This window comes from Pantoea sp. X-Soil-TKNS-1279 (assembly GCF_059730565.1).
This window is the reverse complement of record NZ_AP035948.1, coordinates 391,298-407,499: the sequence shown is the minus strand read 5'-3', so window position 1 is coordinate 407,499 and position 16,202 is coordinate 391,298. Positions and strand designations below refer to the sequence as shown.

The 16,202-nt window shown below is 54.3% G+C and carries 14 protein-coding genes; 4 read left to right on the top strand and 10 right to left on the bottom strand.

The features are described from left to right. Window positions 1-757: 757 nt before the first annotated feature. Together AC6I8N_RS01830 and AC6I8N_RS01825 are read right to left on the bottom strand one after the other, a co-directional pair. Entirely contained in the window at window positions 758-1,717 is a 960-nt protein-coding gene (locus tag AC6I8N_RS01830; protein ID WP_021184099.1) for a DMT family transporter, read from the bottom strand. 73 nt (window positions 1,718-1,790) lie between these two features. Continuing rightward, the gene (locus AC6I8N_RS01825; RefSeq protein WP_497829920.1) at window positions 1,791-2,621 is read right to left on the bottom strand and encodes an AraC family ligand binding domain-containing protein; all 831 of its coding nucleotides are present in this window, start codon (window positions 2,619-2,621) and stop codon (window positions 1,791-1,793) included. Between the two features lie 129 nt (window positions 2,622-2,750). On the opposite strand from AC6I8N_RS01825, the gene AC6I8N_RS01820 reads away from it, so the two are divergent. Then, entirely contained in the window at window positions 2,751-3,290 is a 540-nt protein-coding gene (locus tag AC6I8N_RS01820) for an isochorismatase family protein (protein WP_497829919.1), read from the top strand. On the opposite strand, the gene AC6I8N_RS01815 is transcribed toward AC6I8N_RS01820, so the two are convergent. Then, a complete protein-coding gene (locus AC6I8N_RS01815; RefSeq protein WP_497829918.1) occupies window positions 3,280-4,410 on the bottom strand; it encodes an SMP-30/gluconolactonase/LRE family protein in 1,131 nt (376 codons plus the stop codon). The two genes, AC6I8N_RS01820 and AC6I8N_RS01815, sit on opposite strands and share 11 nt — an antisense overlap. 391 nt (window positions 4,411-4,801) lie before the next feature. Here AC6I8N_RS01815 and AC6I8N_RS01810 point away from each other — a divergent pair, with 391 nt between their 5' ends. Then, window positions 4,802-6,187, top strand: coding sequence for an amino acid permease (locus AC6I8N_RS01810; protein WP_497829917.1), 1,386 nt, complete (start codon window positions 4,802-4,804; stop codon window positions 6,185-6,187). Between the two features lie 81 nt (window positions 6,188-6,268). Here the strand turns inward: AC6I8N_RS01810 and ssb1 are convergent, their stop codons facing one another. Continuing rightward, window positions 6,269-6,808, bottom strand: coding sequence for a single-stranded DNA-binding protein (gene ssb1, locus AC6I8N_RS01805; protein WP_208724615.1), 540 nt, complete (start codon window positions 6,806-6,808; stop codon window positions 6,269-6,271). A 214-nt stretch (window positions 6,809-7,022) separates the two neighbouring features. Between ssb1 and uvrA the strand changes: the two genes are divergently transcribed. Both uvrA and AC6I8N_RS01795 read left to right on the top strand, forming a co-directional pair. Further along, the gene (gene uvrA, locus AC6I8N_RS01800) at window positions 7,023-9,851 is read left to right on the top strand and encodes an excinuclease ABC subunit UvrA (RefSeq protein WP_021184093.1); all 2,829 of its coding nucleotides are present in this window, start codon (window positions 7,023-7,025) and stop codon (window positions 9,849-9,851) included. 221 nt (window positions 9,852-10,072) lie between these two features. Beyond that, a complete protein-coding gene (locus tag AC6I8N_RS01795; protein ID WP_208724614.1) occupies window positions 10,073-11,137 on the top strand; it encodes an NAD(P)-dependent alcohol dehydrogenase in 1,065 nt (354 codons plus the stop codon). Here the strand turns inward: AC6I8N_RS01795 and AC6I8N_RS01790 are convergent. From AC6I8N_RS01790 to dnaB, 6 genes are all read right to left on the bottom strand, one after another. Continuing rightward, entirely contained in the window at window positions 11,134-11,484 is a 351-nt protein-coding gene (locus tag AC6I8N_RS01790; RefSeq protein WP_021184091.1) for an MmcQ/YjbR family DNA-binding protein, read from the bottom strand. The two genes, AC6I8N_RS01795 and AC6I8N_RS01790, sit on opposite strands and share 4 nt — an antisense overlap. A gap of 2 nt (window positions 11,485-11,486) precedes the next feature. After that, entirely contained in the window at window positions 11,487-11,903 is a 417-nt protein-coding gene (locus tag AC6I8N_RS01785; RefSeq protein ID WP_013507498.1) for a secondary thiamine-phosphate synthase enzyme YjbQ, read from the bottom strand. Window positions 11,904-12,027: 124 nt separating this feature from the next. Further along, the gene (locus tag AC6I8N_RS01780) at window positions 12,028-13,221 is read right to left on the bottom strand and encodes an amino acid aminotransferase (protein ID WP_208724613.1); all 1,194 of its coding nucleotides are present in this window, start codon (window positions 13,219-13,221) and stop codon (window positions 12,028-12,030) included. A 48-nt stretch (window positions 13,222-13,269) separates the two neighbouring features. Beyond that, window positions 13,270-13,884: a YitT family protein gene (locus tag AC6I8N_RS01775; RefSeq protein ID WP_013507496.1), complete on the bottom strand. Its 615-nt coding sequence runs from the start codon at window positions 13,882-13,884 to the stop codon at window positions 13,270-13,272. 228 nt (window positions 13,885-14,112) lie between these two features. Then, window positions 14,113-14,604 (bottom strand): Lrp/AsnC family transcriptional regulator, encoded by a 492-nt coding sequence (locus AC6I8N_RS01770; protein WP_208724612.1) that lies wholly within the window; start codon window positions 14,602-14,604, stop codon window positions 14,113-14,115. A 128-nt stretch (window positions 14,605-14,732) separates the two neighbouring features. Next, complete coding sequence (gene dnaB / locus AC6I8N_RS01765) at window positions 14,733-16,139, bottom strand: replicative DNA helicase (RefSeq protein ID WP_021184088.1); 1,407 nt, start codon at window positions 16,137-16,139, stop codon at window positions 14,733-14,735. Between the last annotated feature and the right edge of the window lie 63 nt (window positions 16,140-16,202).

Here is a 16,202-nt window from a genome sequence, read left to right as displayed (position 1 = left end):
ACATCAGCAAAAGTCTCGCGTTTCAAGCTATTTACGTCCCTCCCAATCTCATTCAGGTGAGATTGGGGCTTTCATTATTACTTTATCAACATTAATACTCTGCGCCAGAAACAGGTATTTTTGTTTAGCATTGATGAACAACAGACCAGAATCCCTCTCACACCCACTCTTCTTTTAAGTGGATCTATCGTTATCTGGGGGTGATCATATTATCCGCAGTTCCATGTGCCGATGGCGTATTCACGCCAGGAATCAGCCTGAAGAGAAACGTTATCATCGCTAAACAATAACGCAATTAGCCATACCGGATGAGTTAATATCACGTCACTATTCATCGCCGCACTTAACCAATCTCGGTCACATGCATGGCGGAAGAGTCTCAACCAGACAGCAACACCTTGAGGAAATGATGGTTCCGGCAGGGGGTTTTCAGTGCCAGAGCGCAATAAAAAGAGACCTGGCCCGGTTGTTTAATGCCTGTTTAGCGACCATTCAGCCGCCAAAACGGCCCATTTTGCCCGTGAATCACCGCGTCTTCCCCCCAGAACAGGGAGAATTTTATCCACTCGTCCCTGCCAGCCTGGCGTCAGATATGACGTTTCGCGCTAAAAACCTGCCTGGTGGCCCAGGAAATGGTTATAACGCGGTATGACTTAAGAACAGATAAGGCAAAAGTGGCAGGATTTCTGGCTGGTCATAATCTTAAAATCAGGGGCAAATCAGGATGCCAGCACCCGTGGCTGGCATCGTTTTACGCTTAAATTTCCAGTGAAGTTACCACCGGTTGCGGCTTGATACGCATTGCCGAGATGACGCCAATAATCAAACAGCAGATACCGATGGCGGTCAGCAACGGCGGCCAGCTTTGTCGCCACAGGAAAGTCCAAAACAAGCCAGACAGGGTTTCGAACACAATTAACGGCCCCATAATGACCGTGGGCAGGCGCTGGCTGGCCGCATTCCAGCACAGCGTTCCGAGCCATGAGCACAGCAACCCTATCGCCAGCATCAGCAGCAGGAAAACCTCGGGCTGCGGGCCAAAAGGTAACGCGAAATCAGGTTGTTGCCAGTGGATCTGTCCGCACACCAGCAGATAAAACACCACTGCCAGGGGTAACGTCACCAGGCCTTGCGCAGTCGCCCAACTGCCGGGTTTATGCTGCGGATGGTTACGCAGCCAACGCGCATTACGTAGCGGGTACCAGGTCCAACAGCCCACCGCCATCACCGCCAACAACAGGCCGGAGAGATAGCGCGGCCAGTCCAGCGTTGCTCCCTGTGCCTGCAACTCCGCTGCATTGACGCATACCAATCCCAGGGCAATGATCAGCAAGGCAGGCATTAACCGTCGCCAGGGCAATCGCCCTTCCAGATGCCCGTAACACAGGTTAGCCGTGACCGACATCACCACCGGTAAGGTGCCAATAATCATGGTTGCTACCGGTGCGCCGGTACGCTGAATGGCGGTGGCGAGAAAGGCGTAATACATCAGATTGCCCACCAGCGACAGCTTTAACGCCTCAATCCAATCCTGGCGCGCCAGTTGACGCAAGCGACGACGATCCAGCCAGGCAAGCGGCAAGGCGATCAAACCAAAAGCGACATAGCGCCCGGCGGATTGCAACGTGCCTGGATAATCCGGCACCAGCAGCGGCCCGACAAAGATCAGCCCCCACATCAATCCCGCCGCCAGCGCAAACAGAACTCCAGCCAACATAATCTTTTCCTGATTAAGATATTCCGGCGCAGTGTGGCGGAACGCAGCAGCAAAAGCTTGTAGCAGATTGCGGTTAGCGTGCGGGCCAGACCTGTTTTTGATAACGGCCAGGGGTGATGCCATAGCGATGCGCAAAGGCACGCGTCAGATGTGCCTGATCGGTTAAGCCAACGGCTGCTGCAACCGAGGCCGCACTTTCGCCCTGTGCCAGCCGCAACTTGGCGTCATAAAGCCGGAATGCCATCAACATCTGATGTGGTGTGACATGAAACTGCTGGCGGAAACTGCGTAGAAAATGCCACGGCGACAACCCCGCCAGCGCGGCCAGTTCATCCAGCCTGACCGGTTCAGCGAGATTTTCTCGCAGATACGTTTTCACCGGATCAAAACGGTGCGCTCCTTCCATCGGTCGGGATTGCCCGCGATGCGCCAATGGACGCATCAACTCCAGCAATTCCACCAACAATCCCTCGCGTTCCAGCGCGGTTTCAGCCTGCCACAAAGCCGCCAGCCGCAGCGAAAACGGCTGTGCCAGACGAGCATCGGTGCGCAGCGCCTCACTGAACCACCAGTTGCGATCGCCGGTCAGCCTGTCCATCTCATCCGGATGGATGTAAATCATGCGGTAACGCCAGCCCTCTTCACAGGCGGATTCGCCGGTGTGTAGCTCATCCGGATTCATCATCACCAACGAATGCTCGGGAGCGGTGTAGTGGGTGCCACGATAGCGGAAGCGTTGTGCACCCGACTCAATGGTGCCAATGCCAAACGCTTCATGGGTGTGCGGCTCAAAGGCATAACGGGAGATATGCGCCTGATACAATTCAATGCCCGGCAGCTCGGAAAATTGCTGGAATTGCGCGCGGTCACGCTCGCACGGGAAGATTGCAGGAACCACTGACACGACACACCTCCATCGTAAAGAAGATCACCAGCATGCCCCGTAAGACGGGCAAAATGCAAAATAGATTTGTTTTGCCTGTGAGGAAGTTCAGCGCGACACTGACGCCCAGGCATATAAAAGGAGGCGATCATGGGAAGCAAGGTAGTGATGGTGGTGGACATGCAAAACGGGGTGCTGGCAACGCCGCGTTTCGATCGGGCAGGACGTTGCGCGCGGATTAATCAGCTCATTGCCGCCGCTGATCAGGTCATTTTTATCCAGCACGTCGGTCCGGGTCTGGAGCTTAACAGCGAAGCCTGGCAGATTGTGCCTGAGCTACACCAACCGGCTCAGGCCCTTTACGTCAATAAAACTGCCTGTGACGGCTTTTGGCAGACCGAGCTGGCGGCGCAGCTGGAACAGCAAGACATTTCGTCTTTTGTCATCTGTGGTTGTGCGACTGATTATTGCGTCGATACCACCCTCAAAGTGGGTGCCAGCCTGGGTTATCGCATCACCGTCGCCGCCGACGCGCACACCACAGCCGATCGTACCTGGGCAACCGCACAGCAACTGATCAACCAACATAATGAAGTCTGGGCCGATCTGATCCTGCCGGGCAACCCGGTGCAGGTACGACCGACCGCAGAGCTGCTGGCTATCTGGCAGCCAGAGACAGTTAACCCGTAATCGGGCCGCCCAGGTTGAGGCCCTGAAACTGATCGGGCAACGCCAGCTTATAAATGGCAAAATGCGCAGCCGCGCCAGGTTGCGCTGCCAGCGGCTGTTTAACCGGAATATAAAGCTGACGATCGGCGCTGATAAACGTGCCGTCTGGCCGTAACAACCGCACATCACTGGCAATGACGCGCGTTTCACCGGACGGTGCCAACACCCGAATGTTGTGGGTAACGGTTTCCGAGAAGTACACATTTCCCGCCGAATCCATGCAGCAGCCACCCGAGAAGTTGTTGTCATACACCTGCTCAACATGGGGCAAGATGTCTTCATCAGGCAGATCACTTTGCAGCCAACGGGTTTCCACGCGATAAAGCGGCCCGGTTGGTGCGGCCCAGTAAAGCCAGTTACCGTCGGCGGTGATTTCAATCATATCGCTATTGGGCGGATGGAAGGTTTTGCTGCCTTTGATGCCAGACAACATCGCCGGTGGCGCTTTATCCGACGCCTTCACCACCGGGGTAGCCGACAAACGACGCAGCGTTTTGCCACTGACCATGTCGTGTACAATGATGCCACCCAGACCGGAATCGGTAATGTACAACGCGTTGCCGTGAAAACGCAGGTCGTTCATCTGCGCACCTGGCGGCAGGATGCGTTCGTCAAACCGCAGAATTTGCAGGATTTCGCCGCTATGTGCATCCAACTGCACCAACTTTTGCGCGCCGGGTTGTGGCACCGCATCTTTTGCTGAAAAAACACCGGCACTGAGCGACCCCTGATCAACACACCACACCGTATCATCAGCAAAAATATGTACCGAGTTAAGGTAAACAAACGCATTGCGCCCATCTTTACCCGGCTGCCACTCATTCCAGCCATTGCCAGGGAAAGGTCGCAAACTGCCATCCGTCTCGCGTCGCGCCAGGGAAGGTGTCGGTTTATCTTTGGCATAGCGTGGCAGGCCAAGAAACAGCAGATTACCGCGGGTTAACGCCACCTGATTCGCCATCCACGGCGAAACGACCACCCGCTCCAGTGGCAAGGGATCTTCAGCCGTAAAAGCCTGAACATTGCGCGCTACGCCCAGCGCGCCCAGCGCCAGCAAAAATGTACGGCGATTGAGGTTCACTCACGCTCCTTCTGCGCCATTGTGTTAGGCCTGACAGGATGGCGAAGCCGCCGTGGGGATGAACGGCTTTTTGTGCCACGCCGGGAGGAATGTGGCAAAAGGTTAAAGCCAGCATTCAATCCGGGGAGCTAACTTGCACGCCACCATGCACCTTTTTGGTTCACGTCAGTCATAAAAAAGACGCTTAACGCTCATTGCTTGCACAAATTTACTCTAAAAAGCACAAATCAATTAATTTTTGCGCAATAAATGCACTGATTGTGAATTCACCCATAAAATAATTATTCTTTTTTATCATGACGTTAAGTATCACTTTCCGCAAAGCATCCCCCCACTGGCCCAGGAATTGCTAATCCCATGTAGATAAATATTGATACCTGCGGGAGTAGACATGGGCAACCATCAGTCAGAAAGTCAGCTGCACAGAGGCTTGAAAAATCGCCATATTCAACTGATTGCGCTGGGAGGCGCAATCGGTACCGGGCTGTTTCTTGGCATTGCGCAAACCATAAAAATGGCAGGTCCGTCAGTCCTGCTGGGCTATGCGATTGCCGGCGTGATCGCCTTCTTTATTATGCGCCAGCTCGGCGAGATGGTGGTTCACGAACCGGTTGCTGGCTCGTTTAGCCATTTTGCCAACCAATACTGGGGCAATTTTGCAGGCTTCGTAGCAGGATGGAATTATTGGGTGCTTTACGTACTGGTCAGCATGGCAGAGCTTACCGCAGTCGGTATTTACGTCCAATACTGGTGGCCGGAAATCCCGACCTGGGTGTCCGCCGGGGTGTTCTTTGTTGTGATCAATGCCATCAATATGACCAACGTGAAAATTTATGGCGAGGTCGAATTCTGGTTTTCAATCATCAAAGTCGCGGCGATTGTCGGCATGATCGGTTTTGGTGCCTGGCTGCTCGCCAGCGGGCACGGAGGTCCCGAGGCGAGCGTCGCAAATCTGTGGCAGCATGGAGGGTTCTTCCCTAACGGAATCAAGGGACTGGTGATGGCAATGGCCGTAATCATGTTCTCATTCGGTGGTCTGGAACTGATCGGCATTACTGCCGCCGAGGCCGACAATCCGCAGAAAAGCATTCCGAAAGCCACAAACCAGGTTATCTATCGCATCCTGCTGTTCTATGTTGGCGCGCTGGCGGTGTTGCTGTCGCTCTACCCGTGGCAGAAAGTGGTGGAAGGGGGTAGCCCGTTCGTCCTGATTTTCCACGCACTTGACAGTAATCTGGTCGCGACGTTGCTCAACGCCGTCGTGCTTTCTGCTGCGCTTTCTGTTTATAACAGCTGTGTGTTCAGCAACAGCCGCATGTTGTTTGGTCTGGCGAAACAGGGTAATGCTCCCGCCTCATTGTTAAAAGTTAATCGGCGCGGTATTCCTCTTAACGCCCTCAGCGTCTCGGCGCTGGTTACTGCGTTGTGTGTGCTGCTTAACTACCTCATGCCGGGCAAAGCCTTCGAGCTGCTGATGTCGCTGGTGGTCTCTGCGCTCGTCATTAACTGGGCGATGATCAGTATCACTCATCTAAAATTCCGCCGCGCCATGCGTATCACCAAACAGAAAACCCATTTCCCCAGCCTGGGCTACCCACTGACCAATATCCTGTGTCTGCTGTTCCTGGCCGGAATTCTGGTGATTATGTTTATGACGCCTGGCATCGAGATTTCAGTCTGGCTGATCCCCGTTTGGCTGCTGGTGCTGGCCGTCAGCTATCGGTTAAGAAAAAAGAGCAACACAGAAGCACAGCATCAGAAGATAGCGGCCAACTGAATGTCCTTGGCATGGCAATGCATGAAATAAAAAAGAGGCCCTGCGGCCTCTTTCGAAAATCTGTCTGAATGTGTTCCGATCTTAGAACGGAATATCGTCGTCAAAATCCATCGGCGGTTCGTTGTTCGCCGGTGCGCTCTGCTGCTGTGGACGCTGCTGCGCGCCGCCGCTGAACTGGTTGCCGCCCTGCGGCTGCTGTGGTTGACCCCAACCGTTGTTGTTGCCGCCACTCTGGCCGCCCATCGGTGCTCCGCCGGTGCTGGCGCCCTGCTGACGACCACCCAGCATCTGCATGGTGCCGCCCACGTTTACCACGATCTCGGTGGTGTAACGATCCTGGCCGCCCTGGTCCTGCCATTTACGGGTGCGCAGCTGGCCTTCGATGTAGACCTGTGAACCTTTACGCAGGTATTCACCGGCCACTTCCGCCAGTTTGCCAAACAGCACTACGCGGTGCCATTCGGTGATCTCTTTGTTTTCACCGGTTTGTTTGTCACGCCAGCTTTCTGACGTAGCCAGCGTAATGTTGGCAACTGCGCCACCATTTGGCATATAACGTACTTCCGGATCCTGACCCAGATTCCCGACAAGAATCACTTTGTTAACGCCACGACTGGCCATGTTGCTGTCTCCCGATGAGTTAATGCGTCAATACTAAACGATCAATTCTAGCACGTCTGGATCGCGGTTCCCACTTTCGAGCTGGCTTCCAGAATACACAATCAAAACGCAAAACACTGGATATTTATTCAGTTTATTTTTTATGCCATAATACGCGTTTCTTCTGGCCGCCGTCGGCAAGGCGCGGCGAGTGCTGCTAATCCGGGAAAGGTGAATGGATAAGATCGAAGTTCGTGGTGCCCGCACCCATAATTTGAAAAACATCAACCTGATCATCCCTCGCGACAAACTCATTGTGGTTACCGGCCTGTCAGGCTCCGGTAAATCCTCTCTGGCGTTTGATACGCTGTACGCGGAAGGTCAGCGTCGCTATGTGGAGTCGCTCTCTGCCTATGCGCGCCAGTTTCTTTCCTTAATGGAGAAGCCGGACGTTGACCATATCGAAGGTCTCTCGCCCGCCATCTCTATTGAGCAAAAATCCACGTCCCATAACCCGCGCTCGACGGTCGGCACCATTACCGAAATCCACGACTATCTGCGTTTGCTGTTTGCCCGTGTTGGCGAGCCGCGCTGCCCGGATCATGACGTCACCCTGGCGGCGCAAACCGTTAGCCAGATGGTCGATCAGGTGCTGGCACAGGAAGAAGGCCGTCGCCTGATGTTGCTGGCTCCGGTGGTGAAGGATCGTAAAGGCGAGCACACCAAAACGCTGGAGAACCTTGCCTCGCAGGGGTATATCCGCGCCCGTATCGATGGTGAAGTCTGTGATCTCTCCGATCCGCCAAAGCTGGAACTCCAGAAGAAGCATACTATCGAGGTGGTGATTGACCGCTTCCGCGTCCGTGACGACCTCGCGACACGTTTAGCCGAATCGTTCGAAACCGCGTTGGAATTAAGCGGTGGCACGGCGATTGTCGCGGATATGGATGACAACAGCGCCGAAGAGATGCTGTTCTCCGCCAACTTTGCCTGCCCGGTGTGCGGCTACAGCATGCGCGAACTCGAACCGCGCCTGTTCTCGTTCAATAATCCGGCGGGTGCCTGTCCAACCTGTGACGGCCTCGGTGTGCAGCAATATTTCGATCCCGATCGTGTAGTACAAAACCCGGAGCTGTCGCTGGCGGGTGGTGCGATTCGCGGCTGGGATCGCCGTAATTTCTACTATTTCCAGATGCTGCGTTCGCTGTCTGAGCATCTGGATTTCGATGTCGAAGCACCGTTTAACAGCCTGAGCGACAAAGCACAGCAGGTGATTCTGTACGGTTCTGGCAAAGAAAGCATCGAATTCAAATACATCAACGACCGTGGCGATACCTCAGTGCGCCGCCATCCGTTTGAAGGCGTGCTGCACAATATGGAGCGCCGCTATAAAGAGACGGAATCCAATGCGGTGCGCGAGGAGCTGGCGAAATTTATCAGCAACCGCGCCTGCGCCAGCTGTGAGGGCACCCGTCTGCGCCGTGAAGCGCGCCACGTCTTTGTGGAAAACACCAACCTGCCGACCATCTCTGACATGAGCATCGGCCACGCAATGGATTTCTTCCGCGATCTCAAACTGAGCGGCCAGCGCGCCAAAATTGCAGAAAAAGTCCTGAAAGAGATTGGCGATCGTCTGAGCTTCCTCGTCAACGTCGGGCTGAATTATCTTTCTATGTCGCGCTCTGCTGAGACGTTGTCCGGCGGTGAAGCACAGCGTATCCGTCTGGCGAGCCAGATCGGTGCGGGTCTGGTGGGGGTGATGTACGTACTGGATGAACCGTCGATTGGTCTGCATCAGCGCGACAACGAACGTCTGCTGAGTACGCTGATTCACCTGCGTGATCTCGGCAATACGGTGATTGTGGTGGAGCACGATGAAGATGCGATTCGTGCCGCCGACCATATCATCGATATCGGCCCCGGCGCCGGAGTACATGGCGGCCAGGTGGTGGCGGAAGGTGACGTCAACGCCATCATGGCACATGAAGATTCTCTTACCGGCCAGTACCTGAGCGGCAAACGTGAAATTGCCGTGCCGAAAGAACGCGTTAAAGGCGATCCCGCCAAGGTGCTGAAGTTGACCGGGGCGCGCGGCAACAACCTGAAAGACGTGACCCTGACGGTGCCGGTCGGTCTGTTTACCTGCATCACTGGCGTGTCAGGTTCCGGTAAATCGACACTGATTAACGATACCCTGTTCCCGATTGCTCAGCGCCAGTTAAACGGTGCCACCAGCGGTGAACCGGCACCCTATCGCGAGATCGCCGGTCTGGAACATTTCGACAAAGTGATCGATATCGATCAAAGCCCGATCGGTCGTACACCGCGCTCCAACCCGGCGACCTATACCGGCATCTTCACCCCGGTGCGCGAACTGTTTGCCGGTGTGCCGGAGTCGCGTTCGCGTGGCTATAATCCGGGCCGCTTCAGCTTTAACGTGCGTGGTGGACGTTGTGAAGCCTGCCAGGGCGATGGGGTGATCAAAGTTGAAATGCACTTCCTGCCGGATATTTACGTCCCCTGCGATCAATGCAAAGGCAAACGTTATAACCGTGAAACTCTGGAGATTAAATACAAAGGCAAAAGCATCCATGAAGTGCTGGAGATGACCATCGAAGAAGCGCGTGACTTCTTTGATGCGGTGCCAGCGCTGGCGCGTAAGCTGCAAACCCTGATGGACGTGGGCTTGTCCTATATCCGCCTCGGCCAGTCTGCCACCACGCTATCCGGCGGTGAAGCGCAGCGCGTGAAGCTGGCGCGTGAGCTGTCGAAACGCGGTACCGGCCAGACGTTGTACATCCTTGATGAGCCGACCACGGGCCTGCACTTTGCTGATATCCAGCAACTGCTGGAAGTGCTGCATCAGTTGCGCGATCAGGGCAACACCATCGTGGTGATTGAGCACAACCTCGACGTGATCAAAACGGCTGACTGGATCGTCGATCTCGGCCCCGAAGGCGGCAGCGGCGGCGGCGAAATCCTGGTGGCAGGTACGCCAGAAACCGTGGCGGAATGCGAAAAATCACATACGGCACGCTTCCTTAAGCCAATGTTAAAAAAGTAATTTCTCTCTCAGGCCCGCGATTGCGGGCCTGATTCTTTCTGCCAGATTCCGCAGAGAAATGCAGAAACAGGCAAGAATCAGACATCTTCAGGCATATACGCTTTCCCATCAGGTGACTATCCTTACACAGTTCCTTTTTGGCGTACTCAAGCGCCTTTATCCCTTCCGTTTACGGAGGGGATCCCCGCAAAAACTCACGACACATCTTAACTGGAGACACCATGAATATTACGCATGCCTATGCCGCACAGGACGCGAAATCTAAACTCGCTCCGTTCGACTATAAGCCTCGCGAGCTGCGCGCTCATGATGTGCAGATTGAAGTGTTGTACTGCGGCGTCTGCCACTCTGACCTTCATACTGCGCGTAACGAATGGAAAAACACCATTTTCCCGGTCGTACCAGGCCATGAAATCGTTGGCCGCGTGACGGCGGTAGGCGCACACACTCATAAATACAAAGTGGGTGATCTGGTCGGCGTGGGCTGTATGGTCGACTCCTGCCGTAGCTGTCCGAGCTGCCAGGAAGGTCTGGAGCAGTACTGTGAAAACGGTTTTGTTGGCACCTACAACGGTGAAGATCGCGAAACCAAAGCCATCACCTATGGCGGCTACTCCACCAGCATGGTTGTGGATGAAAGCTTTGTGCTGCGCGTACCGGAAAACCTCGACCTGGCAGGTGTTGCACCGCTGCTGTGTGCCGGTATCACCACCTACTCACCGCTGCGTCACTGGAACGTGGGTCCGGGCCAGAAAGTCGGTATCGTCGGCCTTGGTGGTCTCGGTCATATGGGTGTGAAGCTGGCGCATGCTATGGGCGCACATGTGGTGCTGTTCACCACGTCACCGTCAAAAATTGAAGACGGCAAACGCCTTGGCGCTGACGAAGTGGTGATCTCGAAGGACGCGGATCAGATGGCCCAGCACCTCAACAGCTTTGACTTCATCCTGAACACCGTGGCGGCGCAGCACGATCTCAACCCGTTTATTGCCCTGCTGAAGCGCGATGGCAACATGACGCTGGTGGGCGCACCGGAGCACGATCACCCGGCACCGCAGGTGTTTAACCTGATCTTCAAACGTCGCAGCATCGCTGGCTCGCTGATTGGCGGTATCGCTGAAACCCAGGAAATGCTGGATTTCTGCGGCAAGCACGGTATCACTTCCGATATCGAACTGATCGCCATGAACCAAATCAACGAAGCCTATGAGCGTATGCTGAAAAGCGACGTGAAATACCGTTTTGTAATTGATATCAACACCCTACGTGAGGAAGCTGTCGCTTAATCCTCATCATGGCTGACGCCCGCCGCGCGTGTGGCGTCAGCCTGTTGCCAGGAAGCATCCACCAGGTAGTAAATCTGCGAATCTTTCAGCGAACCGTCCAGCCACAGGGTGCTCCAGTGGGACTTGTTCAGATGCTCGCTGGGAAACACATCACTATGTTCTTCACGCAGTAAATCGGCCAGTGCCGGGGTGGCTTTCAACGAAACCGCCGGACGCCCTTTTACCTCATGCACCATCGCAAATAAAATCCCCTCGCTTTTGATCTGCGTGGCTTTCCAGTCACTGTGCACACTCTGCTCTGCGCCCGGCTTGCTCATGCAATATGTCAGTAAATCCGAAGTGTTCATATTTACTCCCCTTGTAAGGTGGCGACAATGCGCCGCGCGCCGCCGTGAACCCGATGTTCACCGAGCCAGATCCCCTGCCACGTCCCCAGCATCAGCCGCCCACGGCTAATCGGTAACAACAAGGATACGCCGAGTAGCGATGACTTAATGTGCGCGGGCATATCATCTGCACCTTCATAATCGTGTTGATAAGGGGCATTTTCTGGCACATGACGCAGAAAATGTTGCTCCATGTCGCTGCGTACCGTGGGATCGCAATTTTCATTGAGGGTCAGTGAGGCGGAGGTGTGCTGTAGCAACAAATGCAGCTGACCAATACGCACATCCGACAGGGCGCGTAGCTGTCCGACGATCTCGTCGGTGACCAGGTGAAAACCGCGTGGTTTGGCGCTAAGCGTTAAGGTTTGTTGGTGCCACATGCCTGAATCCTGAATTAAACACACCGTTTAAGTGTGCAGCATGACGGCGAAAGGTAAAGGAAAAAACGGCCTGAAATTGGACGAAAAAAAACCGCCAGCATCAAGCTGGCGGCTTCATCATGGATTACATCACCGCAGCAAAGGCTTCCGCTACCTGATGTACATTGCGGCTATTAAGTCCTGCCACACACATACGACCGCTGGCAATCAGGTAGACACCGAACTCGTCACGCAGGCGATCGACCTGCTGCGCGCTCAGACCGGTGTAGCTGAACATGCCACGCTGTTTCAGCAGATAATCGAAGTTCTGGCCCGGCAGCTTCTCACGCAGTACCGCAACCAGTGCCTGACGCATTTCGATAATACGCAGACGCATCGCTTCTACTTCCGCCAACCAGTTGTTCAGCAGCGCTTCATCGTTCAGAACACAGGAAACCACCTGAGCACCGAAGTTCGGCGGGCTGGAGTAGTTACGGCGCACCGTTGCTTTCAACTGACCCAGCACACGGCCTGCTTCTTCTGCGCTATCGCAAACGATGGAGAGTCCACCGACGCGCTCACCATACAGTGAGAAGATTTTGGAGAACGAGTTGCTGACCAGCGCTGGCAGACCCGCAGCCGCCACGGCACGAATCGCATAGGCGTCTTCGTTCATACCGGCGCCAAAGCCCTGATAAGCGATATCGAGGAACGGGATCAGTTCCTGTGCTTTCAGCACCTCAACGGTCTGGTCCCACTGTGCGTCAGTCAAATCCGCACCGGTTGGGTTATGGCAGCACGGATGCAGCAGCACGATGCTTTGCTTCGGCAGGGTTTTCAGCGCAGCGATAAAGGCATCAAATTTCACACCGTTGGTTTCTGCGTCGTACCACGGGTAAGTGCTGACTTCAAAACCGGCACCGTTGAAGATCGCAATGTGGTTTTCCCAGGTAGGATCGCTGACCCAGACGTTGGAGTTCGGGAAGTAACGTTTGAGGAAATCCGCACCGACTTTCAGCGCACCTGACCCACCCAGCGTCTGGATGGAGGCAATGCGGCCCGCCTTCAACATCGGGTGCTCGCGACCGAACAGCAATGGTGCGATGGCGTTACGGTAAGGACCAAAACCTTCCATCGGCAGATAAAGCGAAGCCTGATGCGGTGCCGCTTGCAGGCGCTCTTCCGCTGCGGCAACCGCCTGCAGCTGAGGAATGATGCCCTGCTCGTTGTAATAGAGGCCGATGCTCAGATTCACTTTATTCGCGCGCTGGTCCTGTTTGAAGGTTTCCATCAGCGACAGAATCGGATCGCCGGCATAGGCATCAACGTTTTGAAACACGGTGCAGATCTCCATGATTGGTCAAAAAAGTCAGGTAACGATGCATCGTCAAACCCTGTAACGGCCTGGGCGGTGATTCATGGCGATGATCAGATTCAGGATCACCGCGCCCGCTATCGAGGCAAGCAGCATGGGTACGGATACGACAAACAACGAAGCCAACACCACGCAGGTATCGACCGCCATTTGCAGTTTTCCAGCGCGCAGGCCGATGCGGTCCTGCAACCAGAGCGCCAGAATATTGACGCCGCCCAGACTGGCTTTGTGACGAAACAACACTATAAACCCAATCCCCATTACCACGTTACCGAACAATGTCGCATAAAACGGATTTAATGAGGAAAAATGGATGAACAACGGGTGCAGGTGGGTAAACAGTGACACCAGGCCCACGGCGCAGAATGTTTTCAGGGTAAATTCCCAGCCCATACGACGCACCGCCAGCCAGTAAAATGGCAGGTTAATCAGGAAAAAGGCGCTGCCGAAGGAAAGTGGCGTCAGATAGCTAATTAAGAAGGCAATACCGGCGGAACTGCCGGTCAACGCTCCCGCTTGCTTCAGCATGATCACGCCGAAAGAAACCATCAGCGTGCCAAGCACTATCGCCAGGGCATCTTCGATACGGGAGTGGGGAATCTTGGTGGGTTCAACAACGTTATCCATGGATTTATCTCATTGCAATTGATGCGGTTCAAATGCAAAAAACGCACCACATCGGCGACGTCGTGTCGCCGCCGATGGGTGCCAATGATTATCCAATTGATAACTAAGGCGCTTTATTGCAGGTTTTTGTGCATAGCTCAGAGGCTAAATCAGCAATCCATGCACAAATCTGTTATCTGGTGCGCGTTTTTTGCATTTGATTGGCAATAATTGCACCAGACTAGCACATTACGCACTTTTTTGGCGCGTTTTGTGCTCAGGAATTATCATCAAACCGTTCTCTTTTAAACGGCTCAAAACCACCGAGGTTTTGACATGGGCGACACTTTGATGCCCCCCCACCAGTTGGCTGATTAAGGCACTGAGTGAAGCCAGATCAGCTACCGCAACTTTCAGCAAATAATCCGCATCACCCGTGGTTTTAAACGCATCCACGATGGCCGTTTCCTGTTCCACCATACGGTGAAAACTCTCTTCATAATCAGGTGTGTGGTTAATCAGCCGCACCTCAATCAATCCCACCATGCCGAGGCCGATGGCATCGGGCGACAAGCGGGCGTGATAACCGAGAATCAGGTTTGCCTGTTCAAGATTGATGCGTCGGCGTGAACATTGAGACGCCGAAAGGCCCACTAAATCACTGAGTTCCTGGTTGGTGAGGCGGCCGTTAGATTGTAGTAATGTCAATATTTTAAGGTCGTAATCGTCTACCTGAGTCATGCTGCTTCCAGAGCGTAAATGGGGGCGCTTTGCTACAGATAACCTGATTAAAGGCGGGGTTGTCCAACACTATTTTCCAATGACGTGAAATGCATGCACAGATCGTGCATGCAGAGGGGAGGAGAGGATTATTCGTCGTCGTATTGCGGGCCGGCGTAGTTATCAAAACGCGACCAGTGACCATTGAAGGTCAAACGTACTGTGCCGATCGGTCCGTTACGCTGTTTACCGATGATGATCTCAGCAATGCCTTTCAGATCGCTGTTTTCGTGATAAACCTCATCACGATATATAAACATGATCAGGTCCGCATCCTGTTCGATCGAGCCGGATTCACGCAGATCCGAGTTCACCGGGCGTTTATCGGCACGTTGTTCCAGCGAGCGGTTCAACTGCGACAACGCCACCACCGGCACATTCAGTTCTTTCGCCAACGCCTTGAGCGAGCGTGATATTTCGGCGATTTCCAGCGTACGGTTATCCGACAGCGAGGGGACACGCATCAATTGCAGATAGTCGATCATGATCATGCTCAGGCCATCGTTTTCACGATAGATACGGCGCGCGCGCGAACGCACCTCCGTCGGCGTCAGACCGGAAGAATCATCGATATACATGTTCTTCTTCTCAAGCAGGATGCCCATAGTAGCGGAGATACGCGCCCAGTCCTCATCCTCCAGCTGACCGGTACGGATACGCGTCTGATCCACTCGTGATAATGACGCCAGCATACGCATCATGATCTGTTCGCTGGGCATTTCCAGACTGAAAATCAGGACCGGCTTTTCTTGCAGCATGGCGGCGTTTTCGCACAAGTTCATGGCGAAGGTGGTTTTACCCATCGACGGACGTGCCGCAACGATAATCAGATCAGAACCCTGCAAACCGGCGGTTTTTTTGTTCAGATCCTGATAACCGGTGTCTACCCCGGTGACGCCATCGTGCGGCGTAGAAACCAGCGATTCAATACGCGATACCGTGGCTTCGAGGATTTGCTCGATATTCCTCGGGCCTTCATCTTTGTTGGCGCGCTGCTCGGCGATCTTGAAGACGTTGGACTCCGCGAAATCGAGCAGATCTTCACTGCTGCGCCCCTGCGGATCGTAACCGGCATCGGCGATTTGATTCGCCACTGAGATCATTTCGCGTACCACCGCACGCTCGCGCACGATGTCAGCATAGGCACCAATGTTGGCCGCGCTCGGGGTGTTTTTTGCCAGTTCGGCGAGATAGGCAAAGCCCCCCGCCATTTCCAGCTCGCCACGCGTTTCCAACGATTCCGACAGCGTAATCAGGTCAATAGGCTGTCCGGCTTCCAGCAGGCTCTGCATTTCGGAGAAGATTAGCCGGTGCGAGCGGTTGAAGAAATCCTCAGCGACCACGCGTTCGGAGACGTTGTCCCAACGCTCGTTATCCAGCATCAACCCACCGAGTACCGACTGCTCCGCCTCAATGGAATGCGGCGGCATTTTCACGCCCTCCAGTTGACGGTCGCGGGTTTCGTTCGATTTGTTGGTGGGTTTATTTCCTGCCATAGTGAATGCATTACCGATCTTTAGAGTGACGGGCAAGTATAACGTCACAGGATGAACAATCAC

Coding starts and splice junctions, on each gene's coding strand:
- AC6I8N_RS01830 (WP_021184099.1), bottom strand. CDS start 1,717: ATGTTGGCTGGAGTTCTGTTTGCGCTGGCGGCGGGATTGATGTGGGGG.
- AC6I8N_RS01820 (WP_497829919.1), top strand. CDS start 2,751: ATGGGAAGCAAGGTAGTGATGGTGGTGGACATGCAAAACGGGGTGCTG.
- AC6I8N_RS01810 (WP_497829917.1), top strand. CDS start 4,802: ATGGGCAACCATCAGTCAGAAAGTCAGCTGCACAGAGGCTTGAAAAAT.
- ssb1 (WP_208724615.1), bottom strand. CDS start 6,808: ATGGCCAGTCGTGGCGTTAACAAAGTGATTCTTGTCGGGAATCTGGGT.
- uvrA (WP_021184093.1), top strand. CDS start 7,023: ATGGATAAGATCGAAGTTCGTGGTGCCCGCACCCATAATTTGAAAAAC.
- AC6I8N_RS01795 (WP_208724614.1), top strand. CDS start 10,073: ATGAATATTACGCATGCCTATGCCGCACAGGACGCGAAATCTAAACTC.
- AC6I8N_RS01790 (WP_021184091.1), bottom strand. CDS start 11,484: ATGAACACTTCGGATTTACTGACATATTGCATGAGCAAGCCGGGCGCA.
- AC6I8N_RS01785 (WP_013507498.1), bottom strand. CDS start 11,903: ATGTGGCACCAACAAACCTTAACGCTTAGCGCCAAACCACGCGGTTTT.
- AC6I8N_RS01775 (WP_013507496.1), bottom strand. CDS start 13,884: ATGGATAACGTTGTTGAACCCACCAAGATTCCCCACTCCCGTATCGAA.
- AC6I8N_RS01770 (WP_208724612.1), bottom strand. CDS start 14,604: ATGACTCAGGTAGACGATTACGACCTTAAAATATTGACATTACTACAA.
- dnaB (WP_021184088.1), bottom strand. CDS start 16,139: ATGGCAGGAAATAAACCCACCAACAAATCGAACGAAACCCGCGACCGT.